Here is a 14,827-nt window from a genome sequence, read left to right as displayed (position 1 = left end):
CTATGAGAGGCTCAATAAAATCATACCGCAAAGTATCTCTAGATAGTGAGATTGCTGTTGCTTCCCCACATCGTATTATTCAAATGATGTTCGATGGTGCTTTATTGCGTTTAGCTCAAAGTCGCTACGCAATTGAAACTCAAGATTTACAAGGCAAAGGTGTTGCAATCAATAAAGCCATTGGGATTATTAATGGCCTAAATAATAGCTTGAACATGGATGTAAAAGACTCCGTAGCCAGTAATTTGAGTGATTTATATGACTTTATGTTACGCCGTATTTCAGAAGCCAATATGAATAACGATGTAAAAGCCATTGATGATGTAACAGGCATTCTGCGAACCATTAAAGAAGGTTGGGATGCTATTCCCCAAGATATGCATCAAATGACTTCAGAAGCTAGCTGATAAAGCTTGTTACTCTAAGTTTGATTAGGCGCCATAGGCGTCTTTTTTATTAGTGAGCTTAAAACTCAAAGCTAGCAGAAAAGCAGCTACACTCGAAAGTCTGCGTTAACTGTTGCATATAAAATGAGCTGTTAGTGACTTAAATCAACAGCATGGTAGAATAATGCCATGTGATGCTTGATTCTCCTGCTCTGATAATACAATATTTAATTTTGAGTATTCGTTTAAACTTTATTGCAGGTTTAGCTATATTTAAGTAAAGATTAAAAAATATGAGTATGCATTCTGCTATGTTAATGTTTATATTATAATTGTGTCACTTGACACAAATAAATATAGCAGCTTAATAAATATTCAAGTCGAGCCTCTGATTTCTGGGGTGAGATAGAGCCTGTAACATGAATATGACCTTGAATAACTAATAACTAGAGCTTTGGCCTTCTGAATGATGCAAATAGAACAACGAATTTTAATTGTTGCTGAACCTTCTGAGCGTGTATCTCGTCTTTGTTGTATTTTTGAATTCTTAGATGAAAAATATCATGTCATTACGACAGATGACCTTGCTTCGTTAACACGCGAATCTCGTTTCAGAGCTTTGGTCATTGATACTGAATCTGTTCCTGCTGAATTTATTAAAGATGTTCAGTCTTCAATACCTTGGCAACCTGTATTGTTAATTGGCTCTCTAGATATTAATGGCGCCAATATTCTAGGTACAATCGATGAACCGGTTAATTATCCACAGTTAACTGAGCTACTTCATTTTTGTCAGGTATATGGTCAAGCCAAACAACCTCAAATACCCACTAGCGCGAACCAAACAAAGTTATTTAGATCTCTTGTTGGACGAAGCGAAGGCATTGCCAATGTTCGCCACCTAATAAGTCAAGTTGCTTGTTCTGATGCCACAGTGCTAGTGTTGGGCCAATCCGGTACAGGTAAAGAAGTGGTCGCGCGTAATATTCATTATATGTCTGAGCGTCGTGATGGGCCTTTTATTCCAGTCAATTGTGGTGCTATTCCTCCTGAGTTGCTAGAAAGTGAACTTTTCGGTCATGAAAAAGGTTCTTTCACAGGCGCTATATCGACTCGTAAAGGGCGCTTTGAACTAGCAGAAAATGGTACCTTATTCTTAGATGAAATTGGCGATATGCCGCTGCAAATGCAAGTTAAATTACTGCGTGTTTTGCAGGAAAAGGTTTTTGAAAGAGTTGGTGGTTCAAAAACCATTACTACCGATGTCAGAGTGGTTGCGGCGACTCATCGAGATTTAGAAACGATGATTACCGACAACTTATTCCGTGAAGACCTTTATTATCGTTTAAATGTGTTTCCTATTGAAATGCCATCACTCAGAGAGCGACGTGATGATGTGCCACTATTATTACAAGAACTCGTCAGCAGAGTATTTAATGAAGGCCGCGGAAAAATCCGTTTCACTCAACGCGCGATAGAGTCATTAAAGGAACATAACTGGTCTGGAAATGTCCGCGAACTATCGAATTTAGTTGAAAGATTAACGATTTTATTTCCAGGTGGTCTTGTTGATGTTAATGACTTACCTCGAAAATATCGTTACATAGATGTACCTGAATACTGTGTTGAAATTAGTGAAGAACAACAGGAACGCGATGCATTAGCGTCAATTTTCAACGATGATGAACCGATTGAAATTCCTGAGACACGCTTTCCAAGTGAATTACCGCCAGAGGGTGTAAATCTTAAAGATTTGTTGGCCGAATTAGAAATAGATATGATTCGCCAGGCACTAGAACAACAAGATAATGTGGTTGCTAGAGCTGCTGAAATGCTGGGCATTCGAAGAACAACACTTGTTGAAAAAATGCGAAAGTATGGAATGGGCAAAGATTAACCGTTTTTACAATTAACTGTTACAGTAAAGCATGCCAAATGGCATGCTTTTTTTATGTTCGAAAATCATAAGCTATACTCTTAATCAGTATTTTGGCACATCAAATGCATTAGCTCTTTTAAGAGTTAATATTTTGACGGAGTGGCTATGTTTTTCGGGCACAGCAGTTCAGCACAAACTATGGTAGAGCCAAGCTCCCTAGCTGAAGCTATGAGTACAGAGGTTCAACTTTCTAATGATAGTAATAGAAACGTCTCTAAAAAATCTGAGAGTTTCGTTATTCGTTCTGCAACCGTCAAAACGGAAGTTAACAGAGATAATGCTGAACATATCGGACGTTCAACACCGCAAAAGGCGGCGAATATGTCGAATCAAATGGCACACATTCTTCAAGCAATGCCATCTGGGGTTGTGATTATTAATGGCGATGGCTTAGTCACTTTGGCTAACCCAGTAGCAACTGAACTTCTAGGCCGACCATTACAAGGGGCTAAATGGTTCGATATCATTAATCGTGCCTTCTCTCCTCAAGAAGACGACGGACATGAAGTCTCACTTAGAAATGGTCGGAGAGTAAAACTCGCTATTACTCCTCTAACGCCTGAACCTGGGCAATTAATAGTCTTAACCGATTTAACCGAGACTCGTCTATTGCAAAAGAACTTGTCTCATCTGCAACGTTTGTCAGCGCTAGGTAAGATGGTAGCGACGTTGGCACATCAGGTGAGAACGCCATTGTCCGCTGCGATGTTGTACGCATCAAACCTTGCGAGTCCCAAACTAAACGATACTGCTAGAAAACGCTTTCAAACTAAGCTAGTTGACAGATTAAATGAGCTTGAGCGTCAAGTGAATGACATGTTGTTAATGGCAAAAAATAAACAAGATGATGCTTCTGAACCTATGATAGCAGAGGATATTATTGAACCTGTTTTAGCAAGTTGTGAACCCATTGCAGAGAATAAACAATGTAAGCTAAATTACTTCAACAATAGCAACGAGCAAATACTAGCGAATGGAAATGCGTTAAGTTCTGCAATTAATAATTTAGTGATGAATAGCTTGGAAGCTAATGCAACTGAAATTAGGATTATCACGGCTTCATCAGGTACTCATATTCATATCGATGTGATTGATAATGGCAAAGGGTTAGCTGCGGAAATGCAGCAACAAATTTTGGAGCCATTTTTTACCACTAAAAGTCAAGGAACCGGCTTAGGACTTGCTGTGGTGCAAACCGTGGTTAGAAACCATAATGGGACAGTACAAGTTTCATCACAACCTAATAAAGGGTGTTTGATAAGACTTTCATTTCCGATTTATCAAGCAATAAAACCACAAGCGGCCGAACTTGCCGCGAAAGAATCTATTAATAGTGAACCTTTAACTGCAAAGTTGACAGGTGTGGAGACATCACATGGTTGAAGCAAAACTCTTACTCGTTGAAGACGATGAATCTTTACGTGAGGCCTTGCTTGATACACTGCTTTTAGCAAGCTATGAATGTGTCGATGTTGCTTCTGCTGAAGATGCCATTATTGCGTTAAAATCAGCTGAATTTGATATGGTGATCAGTGACGTGCAAATGGAAGGCATTGGTGGGATCGGATTGCTTAATTACTTACAGCAACAAAATAATAAAGTTCCCGTATTGCTAATGACAGCCTACGCCACAATTGACAGTGCTGTCAGTGCGATAAAATTAGGTGCTGTAGATTATCTAGCAAAACCTTTTGCGCCAGAAGTCCTACTAAATCAAGTGTCACGCTATCTACCATTGAAACAAAATCTAGATCAACCAGTGGTTGCTGACGATAAAAGTTTGGCATTACTGTCTATAGCACAACGAGTGGCAAGTTCTGATGCATCAGTTATGATTATGGGGCCAAGTGGTTCAGGTAAAGAAGTACTCGCACGTTATGTACATCAAAATAGTACCCGTTCAGAACAACCTTTTATAGCTATTAATTGTGCTGCAATTCCTGAAAATATGCTTGAAGCCACGTTATTCGGTTATGAAAAAGGCGCGTTTACTGGCGCATATCAAGCTTGTCCAGGTAAGTTTGAGCAAGCCCAAGGCGGCACCATTTTATTAGATGAAATTTCAGAGATGGAATTAGGCTTACAAGCTAAATTGTTAAGGGTGCTGCAAGAGCGCGAAGTTGAACGTTTAGGTGGTCGCAAAACCATCTCATTAGATGTGCGAGTCTTGGCAACATCAAATCGTGATTTAAAAGAAATGGTCGCTGCTGGAGGTTTTAGGGAAGATTTATATTATCGAATTAATGTTTTTCCACTAACTTGGCCAGCATTAAATCAACGTCCTGCTGATATTTTACCCTTGGCGCGTCACTTGTTGGTTAAACATGCTAAAAACGCCAATATCTCTCCAACTCCAGCTTTAGATGAAGTCGCATGCAGGCGTTTATTGACTTATCGCTGGCCGGGTAATGTGCGTGAGCTTGATAATGTTATTCAACGAGCGCTTATCCTTCACTCAGGGGATGGCATTTCAACCAATGATATTATCCTAGATTCCAGTGAAGTTGATTTACAACAACCTGAACCGAAGCAGTCGAAAACTGCTGCTGAAAATGACGGTTTAGGTGGAGAGTTAAAAGCGCAAGAGCATGTCATTATTTTAGAGACGTTAAACCAATGTAATGGTAGCCGTAAAGACGTGGCTGAAAAACTAGGTATTAGCGCAAGAACCTTACGTTATAAAATGGCAAAAATGCGCGATATGGGCATTCAGGTGCCCGCATAGAAAGTGCTTGTATAAATTCTTTTAAGTTTAATTTAACGAACCTAATCATGTGCTGATTAGGTTTGTTGGTTATTTGCTAGCCAAACTGTCCCATCTAAATGACAAATCAACATCATCTGTAGGCTTAACTCGATTGTTGGCATCTTACTTGCTAAATCTATTGTAACTGGTTTTTAGTCGTCAATTATCCGACGAATAGGAGATTACAATGCAGATTAGCTCGAACCCTTTCTTACAAGAGATGCAATCTCTTCGCGGTGAAATTTCACCTAATCTTCGTTCTCCAATGCAACCGGAAATGATCCAAAAAGTTGGCAATACTTCAGGTGCTGACTTTGGAGAATTGCTTTCTCAGGCGGTTGGTGGTGTGACAGAGTTGCAAAAAAACTCTGCCAACTTAGCCACCCGTTTAGAAATGGGGGACTCGACTGTGACCTTATCAGATACCGTAATTGCTCGAGAAAAATCTGGTGTGGCTTTTGAAGCGACAGTACAGGTAAGAAATAAGCTTGTAGAAGCTTATAAAGAAATTATGAGCATGCCTGTTTAGGCCTCTTTATTAGATTAGAAAGTAGGTAATTATTGTGAGTACAGACCTCGTATTAGATTCAGATACCGTGAGTGGCACAGGGATTCAGCAGGAGAATAAACCTGGTTTGATGAGTTCTTTTGGTAGTGCTGATTTTATGCGTCAAATTACTATGATCTTGGCATTAGCCGTGTGTTTAGTATTGGCTGTATTTATGATGATATGGGCGCAAGAACCAGAGTTTAGACCTTTAGGGCAAATGGAAACTAACGAAATGATCCAAGTACTGGACGTTTTGGATAAAAATAAAATTGCTTATAAAATTTCTGGTGATGTGGTTAGTATTCCTGAAGACAAATACCAAAATGTGAAATTATTATTAGGTCGTGCGGGTGTAGAAGCGTCAAGCCAACCAACAGATTATTTAAGCAAAGATAGCGGTTTTGGTGTGAGCCAACGAATGGAACAAGCCCGTTTAAAGCAAAGCCAAGAAGTTAATTTAGCGAGAGTGATTGAAGAGCTAAAAAGTGTTACCCGCGCCAAAGTGATTCTAGCCTTACCAAAAGAGAATGTATTTGCGCGCAACAAGTCAAAGCCAAGTGCGACAGTGGTTGTCAGTGTTCGTCGCGGTAGTCTAGGGCAAGAAGAAATCGATTCGATAGTTGATATTGTTGCTTCTGCTGTACAAGGTTTAGATCCTACGAGAGTTACCGTTACTGACTCAAATGGGCGTTTACTCAATTCAGGTAGCCAAGATGCGGCTTCTTCTAGAGCCCGTCGTGAACAAGAGCTGGTTCAACAGAAAGAATCAGAGTATCGCAATAAAGTTGACTCAATTTTAATGCCGATTTTAGGCCCTGAGAATTTCACTTCTCAAGTTGACGTCAACATGGACTTTACCGCGGTAGAGCAAACCGCTAAGCGTTTCTCGCCAGATTTACCTGCGATTCGTAGTGAAATGACAGTTGAGCGTAATTCATCTGGTCAATCGATGGGCGGTATACCTGGGGCATTATCAAACCAGCCGCCAATGGAATCTGATATTCCTCAAGAAGCCGGAGCAGCAGAAACAACTTCAACAACCGGAGATAGTCACCGCGAAGCCACAAGAAATTTTGAATTGGATACCACTATTAGTCATACACGTCAGCAAGTTGGGCAGGTTAGACGAGTGAGTGTGTCAGTCGCAGTTGATTATAAACCAGGGCCTGTTGATGAAAATGGTGTGGTAACAAGAATACCGAGAACCGAACAAGAATTGACAAATATTCGACGCTTGCTAGAAGGTGCAATGGGCTTTACAAGTCAGCGCGGGGATACCTTAGAAGTAGTGACAGTACCATTTATGGATCAGCTTATTGAAGCTTTACCTGAGCCTGAACTCTGGGAGCAGCCTTGGTTCTGGCGCGCTGTCAGACTGGTACTCGGTGCGTTTTTAGTTTTAGTGCTCATATTGTTTGTTATTCGCCCTATGCTGAATAAATTGCTGAAAACAAATGATGTTGAAATGCCTGAAGAAGCACGTTTGGGTCATGAGCTTGCTGAGATTGAAGATCAATATGCAGCAGACACTTTAGGGATGCTTAATACTAATCAAGCTGATTACAGTTATGCAGACGATGGCTCAATTCAAATACCTAATCTGCATAAAGATGATGATATGATTAAATCAATTCGGGCTTTAGTAGCAAATGAACCTGAACTTTCTACCCAAGTAATTAAGAGTTGGTTACAAGACGATGGCAAATGATGACGTTGCAGTAGCAGAGGCTACTAAAGGGTTTAACCCTGATGATTTAACCGGTACTGAAAAAACGGCTATTTTACTGTTAAGTCTAAGTGAAGCTGACGCCGCTTCAATTTTAAAACACTTAGAGCCTAAACAGGTTCAGAAAGTGGGTATGTCGATGGCGGCCATGGAGGACTTTGGTCAAGAGAAAGTCATCGGGGTACATAAGTTATTTCTTGAGGAAATTCAAAAGTTCTCATCTATTGGCTTTAATAGTGAAGAATTTGTCAGAAAAGCCTTAACTGCAGCACTTGGCGAAGACAAAGCTGGCAATTTAATTGAACAAATTATTATGGGCAGCGGTGCTAAGGGCCTAGACTCATTGAAGTGGATGGATGCGCGCCAAGTTGCCACCATTATTCAAAACGAACACCCTCAAATTCAGACCATTGTTTTATCTTATTTAGAGCCTGATCAAGCCGCTGAAATATTCAGCCAGTTTCCGGAAAATACTCGTTTAGATCTGATGATGCGTATTGCTAACTTAGAAGAAGTTCAGCCTGCCGCACTGCAAGAGCTAAATGATATTATGGAGAAACAGTTTGCTGGCCAAGGCGGCGCGCAAGCGGCGAAAATGGGTGGCCTTAAAGCTGCTGCTAATATTATGAATTTCCTTGATACAGGTGTTGAAAGCCAAATAATGGAAACTATGCGTGAGTCTGATGAAGAAATGGCGCAACAAATTCAAGATCTTATGTTTGTGTTTGAAAACTTGCTAGATGTTGATGATCGCGGTGTTCAAGTCTTACTACGCGAAGTGCAGCAAGATGTACTGATGAAAGCATTAAAAGGAGCTGATGACCAATTATCAGATAAAATTATCGGTAATATGTCTAAGCGCGCTGGCGAACTATTACGAGACGATCTCGAAGCAATGGGTCCAATCAGGATCAGTGAAGTTGAAATGGCGCAGAAAGAAATTCTCGCAATTGCTCGTCGCTTAAGTGATAGTGGTGAAATTATGCTTGGCGGTGGTGGTGGTGAAGAATTCTTGTAATATTTACGACAAGGCACTCTCATCGAAGAACCGCACAATAATATCAATTAATTGCTGTAAAAATTAGGCCAGTTCATGACGGAATCTAAAACCAAAAAATCAATCGAAAATGATGACTTAGATTTCAGTCACTGGCAATTGCCTGATGTGACCGAAGAGCAAACGGATTCACCTTCGAATTTATTTGGTCATCTTGGTAGTCAAAATTCGCCCGCTCAAACTGATGAAAAACCACTATTACCGCCAACTATGGCTGAGATTGAGCAAATACGAGTCGAAGCTGAACAAGAGGGCTTCGAGCAAGGTAAAATTGAAGGTCATAACCAAGGCCTTGAGCAAGGTAAACTTGAAGGGCTGGAACAGGGGCATGCTGAGGGTTTTGCTCAAGGTGAGCAACAAGGCTACGAAGTTGGCCAAGTTAAAGCGAATGAAGTACTTGAACGGTTAACTCAACTCGTTCAACAGTTTGAGCAACCCCTGATGCTACTTGATGCTGAAATTGAAGCAGAAGTTCTAAATTTGGCTATTAATCTTGCAAAATCAATTGTCGGTCACGAACTTAAAACTCATCCCGAACATATCTTATCAGTGCTTCGTCAAGGTGTTGACTCTCTCCCTATAAAAGATCAGCAGGTTAAGCTTAGATTACATCCTGATGATGCGACTTTAGTGACTGAATTATACAGTGATGCACAATTACAGAAAAATCATTGGGATATTGAAGCTGACCCATCCCTTAATCCGGGTGATTGCATTATTAACAGTTTGCGTTCAAGTGTCGATCTCCGTGTTGAAGAAAGAATGCGTCAGGTACTCCATGAGCTTCAGGAACAAGCCAGGGGGATTCAGGCTAATGTGCAAACGATAAAAGCTGAACACCCTCAATATACGACTGAGGTCGTGGATCATTTACCCGAAAGGCAATCTTCAAGCTTAACGACGGAAAATATTCAAATTACTGAAGCTACTGAAGCAGAAATCAGTGAAAATGATACAAGTTTGCAAGAACCAGGTCGTCATGATCCATTAATAGAAGAATCACCTATAAAAGATCAAAGTTTCCAGGTTGCAGATTCTTCAGTTGAATCTCATCACACCACAGCAATTGAAAATGGCGCAGACAAGCAACCCAAAGTGTTAGAAACTGATGAGGTACGAGACGATGCAAAACCGTCAACATCAGCTACTGAATAAACTTAAAGTTCAAAGTCAAAAAGTAAATCCTCTAAGACCGGTAGCGAGTGGTCAGCTAGTACGAGTAGTAGGCTTAACGCTCGAAGCCACTGGCTGTAGAGCGCCCGTAGGCAGTTTATGCTCTATTGAAACGATGGCGGGGGAACTAGTTGCTGAAGTGGTAGGTTTTGATGACGAACTATTATACTTGATGCCTGTTGATGAATTAAGAGGTGTTTTACCTGGTGCTAGAGTGCAACCACTAGGTGAGCAATCAGGTTTAAATGTTGGATTAAGTTTACTTGGGAGAGTGCTCGATGGTAGTGGCATGCCCCTTGATGGTTTAGGACCGTTAAATACAGATCAACAAGCCTCTCGTCATGCGCCGCCAATTAACCCTTTAGCAAGAAGAGCTATATCAGAACCCTTAGATGTAGGGGTTCGAGCAATTAATGCCATGCTCACTGTGGGTAAAGGGCAACGTATGGGGTTGTTTGCAGGCTCTGGCGTGGGTAAAAGTGTGTTATTAGGCATGATGACCCGTGGAACAACAGCTGACATCATTGTTGTAGGGTTAGTCGGTGAACGTGGCCGTGAGGTGAAAGAGTTTATTGAAGAAATTCTAGGTGAAGAAGGACGTGCACGCTCAGTTGTTGTTGCAGCGCCTGCCGATACCTCACCATTAATGCGTCTTCGAGCGTGTGAAACCTCTACTAGAATTGCTGAGTATTTTCGAGATTTAGGTTACAACGTCTTATTATTAATGGATAGCTTAACCCGTTATGCTCAAGCCCAACGTGAAGTTGCACTGGCAGTTGGTGAGCCGCCAGCCACCAAAGGTTATCCGCCTTCAGTTTTTGCTAAGTTACCTCGCTTAGTGGAACGTGCGGGTAATGGTGGGCCTGGACAAGGTTCCATTACTGCATTTTATACAGTTTTAACAGAAGGTGATGATCAGCAAGATCCTATTGCAGATGCTTCTAGGGCTATTTTGGATGGGCATATCGTTTTATCCAGAACCCTGGCTGATTCTGGTCATTATCCAGCTATCGATATTGAACAGTCGATTAGCCGTGTTGCGCCGATGGTCATTTCGCCAGAGCACCTAGAGTCGATGCGTTTAGTAAAGCAAATGTACTCTACATATCAACAAAACCGCGACTTGATTTCAATTGGTGCCTATTCTCAAGGTAGCGATCCTCGTATCGATAACGCCATTAGATTACAGCCTGCAATGAACGCGTTTTTAAGGCAAGGTTTTAAAGACGTTATTTCATTTAATGATAGCCAAACAATGGTTGGGCAAATCGCTGCCCAATGTAAATAATGCGCCGCGCAGACCCTTTACTAACAGTCTTAAAAATAAATAAAGAAGCAGAAGAGCAAGCTGCCTTGCAATTAAAGTCGGCTCAGTTAGAGCAGCAAAAGTGCCAAGGTCAGCTTGATGCATTAAATAATTATCGCCTTGAATACATGAAGCAAATGGGGGATACCCAAGGGAAAACCTTAAGTGCCAGTGAATATCACTCTTTTCATGAGTTCATTAAGCAAGTCGATCAAGCCCTTATTCAACAAGTCAATGCTGTAAAAGAAGCGGAAAAGCAAACTGGTTATCGTCAAGTGCATTGGCAAGAAAAACAACAAAAGCGTAAAGCGGTAGAAATGCTGCTCGATAAAAACGCATTGAAAGCGCAGTTGATTGAAAATAAACGTGAACAAAAAGCCTCAGATGAATTTGCCATGCAGCAATTCATTCGCAAAACACCTCGATAGACATATTCTGCCTCATTTATTTGTTAAGTCATCATGCCAACTAATATCCAATGAACGGATAACTCGCTACTTATATACGCATAGTTTGTGAAGCTGGCATTTTATTTGCTTACTTGTAGAGTTAGTCATCAAAGTGTCAGCTTTGTGACTGTTATTCTGAATTTGATTTTATGCCAATTAGTTCATTTTGAATGATTGTTAGTGGAGTGCATTATGCAACAAATGAGCAGTATTTTACTTGGGAATAGTGGTAAAGCAGCCAATACACAAGTTGCAGACTCAGTGCAAGATGCTGAAAGTAAATCATTTTTATCAGCATTTAATCAAGCATCACAAACTGATGTTGATAAAACGAAGCTAACAACTAATGCAAAAACTTCAGCAGAAAATAGTAAAGAATCGTTATCAAAAGAAGGTGATGTTGAGTTGATTTTTGCTCAAATAGGTTTAGCTGAAAACTTTGAGTCAACATCTGATATTGAGGTTGGTGGCAAAGGTTTGCCGTCGGAGACTGCACTTTCCTTACAGTTGCTGTCTCAAGGAGAGCTTTCTCAAACAGGTAGCGAATTAGCATTAGTCGATGAAACGCAGCATTCAACAGATAAAGATTCGTTGAATATTGATATACCTGTTGATTCTATTGGTCAAGATAGTGAATTTTTAACCGCATCATTCCTAAATGGATTATCTACTGAACAATTAGATGCATTAAGTCAGTTTTCATCTATGAGTGAGCAAGAGCTTGCAGGATTGAGCCCTTCCGAATTGAACACATTAATTATGAGCTTTAATCAGCAGACTGATTCGGCAAGTGCTCAGGCTTTACCTTTAATACCAGATGTAAAACCTAATGCTGAAACTGCTACAAATACTATAGGTGAAGATAGTATTGCTGAATCAAATGTTGCTGCAGGTAAAAAAGGGGATGCAACTACTCAAGCTGCTATTCCATCAAACGTAGGCCAATCTACTGCTACTCAGGTAAACACTACTCAGGTAAACGTTACTCAAGCTAATACGACTCAAACCATAGCTAATGCTCAAATTACAGCTGCTCAAGTTACGAGTGCAGAAAAAACTATTGCTGAAGATAAAGTGATTTCTGAAGCGTATAAATTGAATTCAAAAAATGCAGACAAAGATAGTACCCCAGTCAATCTTAGCAAGGCCGAGTTAAGTGTTTCGTTAGAACAACCGACATCAAAAGTGGCATTTAATAATGCATTAGCCAATGCGGCAAGTAACTCCACTATTAATGGGTTAGTGACTGAAACGGGAAAAGAAGGTGATGCAGTAGATTCAAAGTCACTTCAACATCAGGTTATACAAAACCAAAGCAGTTTGACTCCGCAACACAAAAGTGACGTTCCTCAATTTCAACTTTCATTACGCCAAGGTGCAGAGTCTGCAGTACAAATGCAAGATATGATTCAAAAGTTTGCTCCGGTCATGAAACAACAATTGATCACTATGGTTGGCCAAGGTGTTCAACACGCTGAAATACGTCTTGATCCAGCTGAGTTGGGGCATATGGTGGTGAAGGTTCAAGTTAATGGTGAACAAACCCAAGTGCAATTCCAAGTTGCTCAGTCGCAAACAAAAGACTTAATAGAACAAGCAATTCCTAAGTTACGAGACATGTTGGCTGAAGAAGGCTTACAACTTGCAGATAGTCAGGTTTCTCAAGATGGCGACAATCAGCAAAACTCTGAATATGATGAACAAAGCAGCACTGGCGATAACATGTTGGATGAAATATCAGCACAAGAGCTCGACATAGTGACAAAACATGCAAAGAGTAGTAACTCAGCTATAGATTATTACGCCTAAGTCGGTAATCTATAGCCATTAAGTTAAGACAGTCAAAGCCGTGTGATAATCGGGACAAGATTGACAGCAAAATGGCAACACATAAATGGAATAAATGATGGCTGAAGAAGAATCTCTAGAGTTAACAACGGATAATCAACCGAAAAGTAAGAAGAAGCTCATTATATTTATTGTTATTGGCATAGTGTTAGTAGCATTAATTGCTGGAGTTGCATTATTTTTCTTAGGTGGGGATGACGAGTCTACTCCTGCAACTCCTGGAACCGCAGCTACGGCTGAAACTGTTGTTGATGAATCAAAAAAGGGTAGAGCCAATTATGTTGGTATGCCGAGACCTTTCCTATTTAATTTACCTGGCGTAGACAGAGCACGCTTAGTTGAAATCAAAGTGCAGCTAATGGTGCGAGGTGACGATGGTCAAACTGCGAAAATGCATATTCCATTGATTGAAGATGCCTTATTAACGACTTTTAGTGCTGCAGATGTGCAAAAGTTAAGTACTCAGGCTGGTAAGGATGAATTAAGGCAACTGGCGCTGTTAAATGTGCAAAATACATTACAACCAGTAGCTGGCCGAAAAATAGTTGAGAAAGTACTATTTACTGGTTTTGTTATGCAATAACACCAGTAAATAAGACAAGGTGATGATGTGAGTGATTTATTAAGCCAAGACGAAATTGATGCGCTACTTCATGGGGTCGATGATGTTGATGAAGATGACATAAACGATGGTGAAGACACGCGCGTTTATGATTTCTCATCACAAGACCGAATTGTTCGTGGGCGGATGCCAACGCTGGAAATCGTTAACGAACGTTTTGCCCGCCATTTACGCATTAGCATGTTTAACATGATGCGCCGAGCTGCTGAAGTATCGATTAATGGCGTGCAAATGCTCAAGTTCGGTGAATATGTTCACACCTTATTTGTTCCGACCAGTCTTAATATGGTGCGTTTCAGTCCACTCAAAGGTACCGCACTAATAACAATGGAAGCACGACTTGTTTTCATATTGGTGGATAACTTCTTTGGTGGTGATGGTCGTTTTCATGCAAAAATTGAAGGTCGTGAATTTACCCCGACAGAAAGACGTATTGTTCAGTTACTGTTAAAAATTATTTTTGAAGATTATAAAGATGCCTGGGCGCCAGTGATGGACGTTGAATTTGAATATTTGGATTCAGAAGTCAACCCAGCTATGGCGAACATCGTTAGTCCAACAGAAGTAGTGGTCATTAACTCTTTTCATATTGAAGTGGATGGTGGTGGCGGTGATTTTCATATCACAATGCCTTACTCGATGATTGAGCCCATCCGCGAATTGCTTGATGCTGGTGTACAAAGTGATAAGCAAGATACTGACATGCGTTGGGGACAAGCATTACGCGATGAGATTATGGATGTACAGGTTGGTATTGATGCAAATATTATTGAACACGAAGTAAAACTTCGAGACGTGATGGAATTTAAAGCAGGCGATGTCATCCCGATTGAACTACCTGAACACATCATGATGCGCATTGAGGATTTACCAACTTACCGATGTAAATTGGGTAAATCACGAGATAATTTAGCGTTGAAAATTAGCGAGAAAATTCCTCGCCCTGAAACGGCTAAATCAGAGTTACAACTAATTACGCGCAAAAGTAGCAAAGCGCGTGATATTTCAGAATTATAAGGTGACAA

General features: G+C 40.6%; 13 protein-coding genes. All 13 read left to right on the top strand.

Annotation, left to right across the window (positions count from 1 at the left end; translation table 11 throughout):
- The first annotated feature begins 2 nt into the window (after nt 1-2).
- The 13 genes from fliS to fliM all read left to right on the top strand — a co-directional run bounded on the left by fliS (nt 3) and on the right by fliM (nt 14,819).
- The gene (fliS, locus tag QPX86_RS14615) at nt 3-407 is read left to right on the top strand and encodes a flagellar export chaperone FliS (RefSeq protein WP_220754727.1); all 405 of its coding nucleotides are present in this window, start codon (nt 3-5) and stop codon (nt 405-407) included.
- Nucleotides 408-852: 445 nt separating this feature from the next.
- Nucleotides 853-2,283 (top strand): sigma-54 dependent transcriptional regulator, encoded by a 1,431-nt coding sequence (locus QPX86_RS14610; RefSeq protein WP_259651354.1) that lies wholly within the window; start codon nt 853-855, stop codon nt 2,281-2,283.
- 147 nt (nt 2,284-2,430) lie between these two features.
- The gene (locus QPX86_RS14605; RefSeq protein WP_259651355.1) at nt 2,431-3,708 is read left to right on the top strand and encodes a sensor histidine kinase; all 1,278 of its coding nucleotides are present in this window, start codon (nt 2,431-2,433) and stop codon (nt 3,706-3,708) included.
- Nucleotides 3,701-5,050, top strand: a complete 1,350-nt coding sequence (locus QPX86_RS14600; RefSeq protein WP_285163077.1) for a sigma-54-dependent transcriptional regulator — start codon at nt 3,701-3,703, stop codon at nt 5,048-5,050. Before QPX86_RS14605 ends, QPX86_RS14600 begins: the two co-directional genes overlap by 8 nt.
- 208 nt (nt 5,051-5,258) lie before the next feature.
- Nucleotides 5,259-5,600 carry a flagellar hook-basal body complex protein FliE gene (fliE, locus tag QPX86_RS14595; RefSeq protein WP_220754729.1) on the top strand — a complete coding sequence of 114 codons (342 nt, stop codon included), beginning with the start codon at nt 5,259-5,261 and terminating at the stop codon, nt 5,598-5,600.
- Nucleotides 5,601-5,709: 109 nt separating this feature from the next.
- Complete coding sequence (gene fliF, locus QPX86_RS14590; RefSeq protein ID WP_220754753.1) at nt 5,710-7,329, top strand: flagellar basal-body MS-ring/collar protein FliF; 1,620 nt, start codon at nt 5,710-5,712, stop codon at nt 7,327-7,329.
- Nucleotides 7,319-8,365 (top strand): flagellar motor switch protein FliG, encoded by a 1,047-nt coding sequence (gene fliG, locus QPX86_RS14585; protein ID WP_220754730.1) that lies wholly within the window; start codon nt 7,319-7,321, stop codon nt 8,363-8,365. Before fliF ends, fliG begins: the two co-directional genes overlap by 11 nt.
- A gap of 75 nt (nt 8,366-8,440) precedes the next feature.
- The gene (fliH, locus tag QPX86_RS14580) at nt 8,441-9,559 is read left to right on the top strand and encodes a flagellar assembly protein FliH (RefSeq protein ID WP_285163076.1); all 1,119 of its coding nucleotides are present in this window, start codon (nt 8,441-8,443) and stop codon (nt 9,557-9,559) included.
- Nucleotides 9,528-10,865, top strand: coding sequence for a flagellar protein export ATPase FliI (fliI, locus tag QPX86_RS14575; RefSeq protein ID WP_285163075.1), 1,338 nt, complete (start codon nt 9,528-9,530; stop codon nt 10,863-10,865). The genes fliH and fliI overlap by 32 nt, the downstream gene beginning before the upstream one ends.
- Nucleotides 10,865-11,311 carry a flagellar export protein FliJ gene (gene fliJ, locus QPX86_RS14570; RefSeq protein ID WP_285163074.1) on the top strand — a complete coding sequence of 149 codons (447 nt, stop codon included), beginning with the start codon at nt 10,865-10,867 and terminating at the stop codon, nt 11,309-11,311. Before fliI ends, fliJ begins: the two co-directional genes overlap by 1 nt.
- 213 nt (nt 11,312-11,524) lie before the next feature.
- Complete coding sequence (locus QPX86_RS14565) at nt 11,525-13,141, top strand: flagellar hook-length control protein FliK (protein ID WP_285163073.1); 1,617 nt, start codon at nt 11,525-11,527, stop codon at nt 13,139-13,141.
- Nucleotides 13,142-13,238: 97 nt separating this feature from the next.
- On the top strand, nt 13,239-13,763 hold the full coding sequence (gene fliL / locus QPX86_RS14560; protein ID WP_285163072.1) for a flagellar basal body-associated protein FliL: 525 nt from the start codon (nt 13,239-13,241) through the stop codon (nt 13,761-13,763).
- A gap of 27 nt (nt 13,764-13,790) precedes the next feature.
- Nucleotides 13,791-14,819, top strand: coding sequence for a flagellar motor switch protein FliM (gene fliM / locus QPX86_RS14555; protein WP_220754736.1), 1,029 nt, complete (start codon nt 13,791-13,793; stop codon nt 14,817-14,819).
- The last annotated feature ends 8 nt before the right edge of the window (nt 14,820-14,827 follow it).

It is taken from the genome of Shewanella goraebulensis, assembly GCF_030252245.1.
GTDB lineage: Bacteria > Pseudomonadota > Gammaproteobacteria > Enterobacterales > Shewanellaceae > Shewanella > Shewanella goraebulensis.
Note: the sequence above shows the minus strand (reverse complement) of the source record. Positions and strands in the feature narration are given on the sequence as shown.

Bases quoted from the DNA above. Each gene is read 5' to 3' on its own strand.
- fliS (WP_220754727.1), top strand. From the start codon at position 3: ATGAGAGGCTCAATAAAATCATACCGCAAAGTATCTCTAGATAGTGAG.
- QPX86_RS14610 (WP_259651354.1), top strand. From the start codon at position 853: ATGATGCAAATAGAACAACGAATTTTAATTGTTGCTGAACCTTCTGAG.
- QPX86_RS14605 (WP_259651355.1), top strand. From the start codon at position 2,431: ATGTTTTTCGGGCACAGCAGTTCAGCACAAACTATGGTAGAGCCAAGC.
- QPX86_RS14600 (WP_285163077.1), top strand. From the start codon at position 3,701: ATGGTTGAAGCAAAACTCTTACTCGTTGAAGACGATGAATCTTTACGT.
- fliE (WP_220754729.1), top strand. From the start codon at position 5,259: ATGCAGATTAGCTCGAACCCTTTCTTACAAGAGATGCAATCTCTTCGC.
- fliF (WP_220754753.1), top strand. From the start codon at position 5,710: ATGAGTTCTTTTGGTAGTGCTGATTTTATGCGTCAAATTACTATGATC.
- fliG (WP_220754730.1), top strand. From the start codon at position 7,319: ATGGCAAATGATGACGTTGCAGTAGCAGAGGCTACTAAAGGGTTTAAC.
- fliH (WP_285163076.1), top strand. From the start codon at position 8,441: ATGACGGAATCTAAAACCAAAAAATCAATCGAAAATGATGACTTAGAT.
- fliI (WP_285163075.1), top strand. From the start codon at position 9,528: ATGCAAAACCGTCAACATCAGCTACTGAATAAACTTAAAGTTCAAAGT.
- fliJ (WP_285163074.1), top strand. From the start codon at position 10,865: ATGCGCCGCGCAGACCCTTTACTAACAGTCTTAAAAATAAATAAAGAA.
- QPX86_RS14565 (WP_285163073.1), top strand. From the start codon at position 11,525: ATGCAACAAATGAGCAGTATTTTACTTGGGAATAGTGGTAAAGCAGCC.
- fliL (WP_285163072.1), top strand. From the start codon at position 13,239: ATGGCTGAAGAAGAATCTCTAGAGTTAACAACGGATAATCAACCGAAA.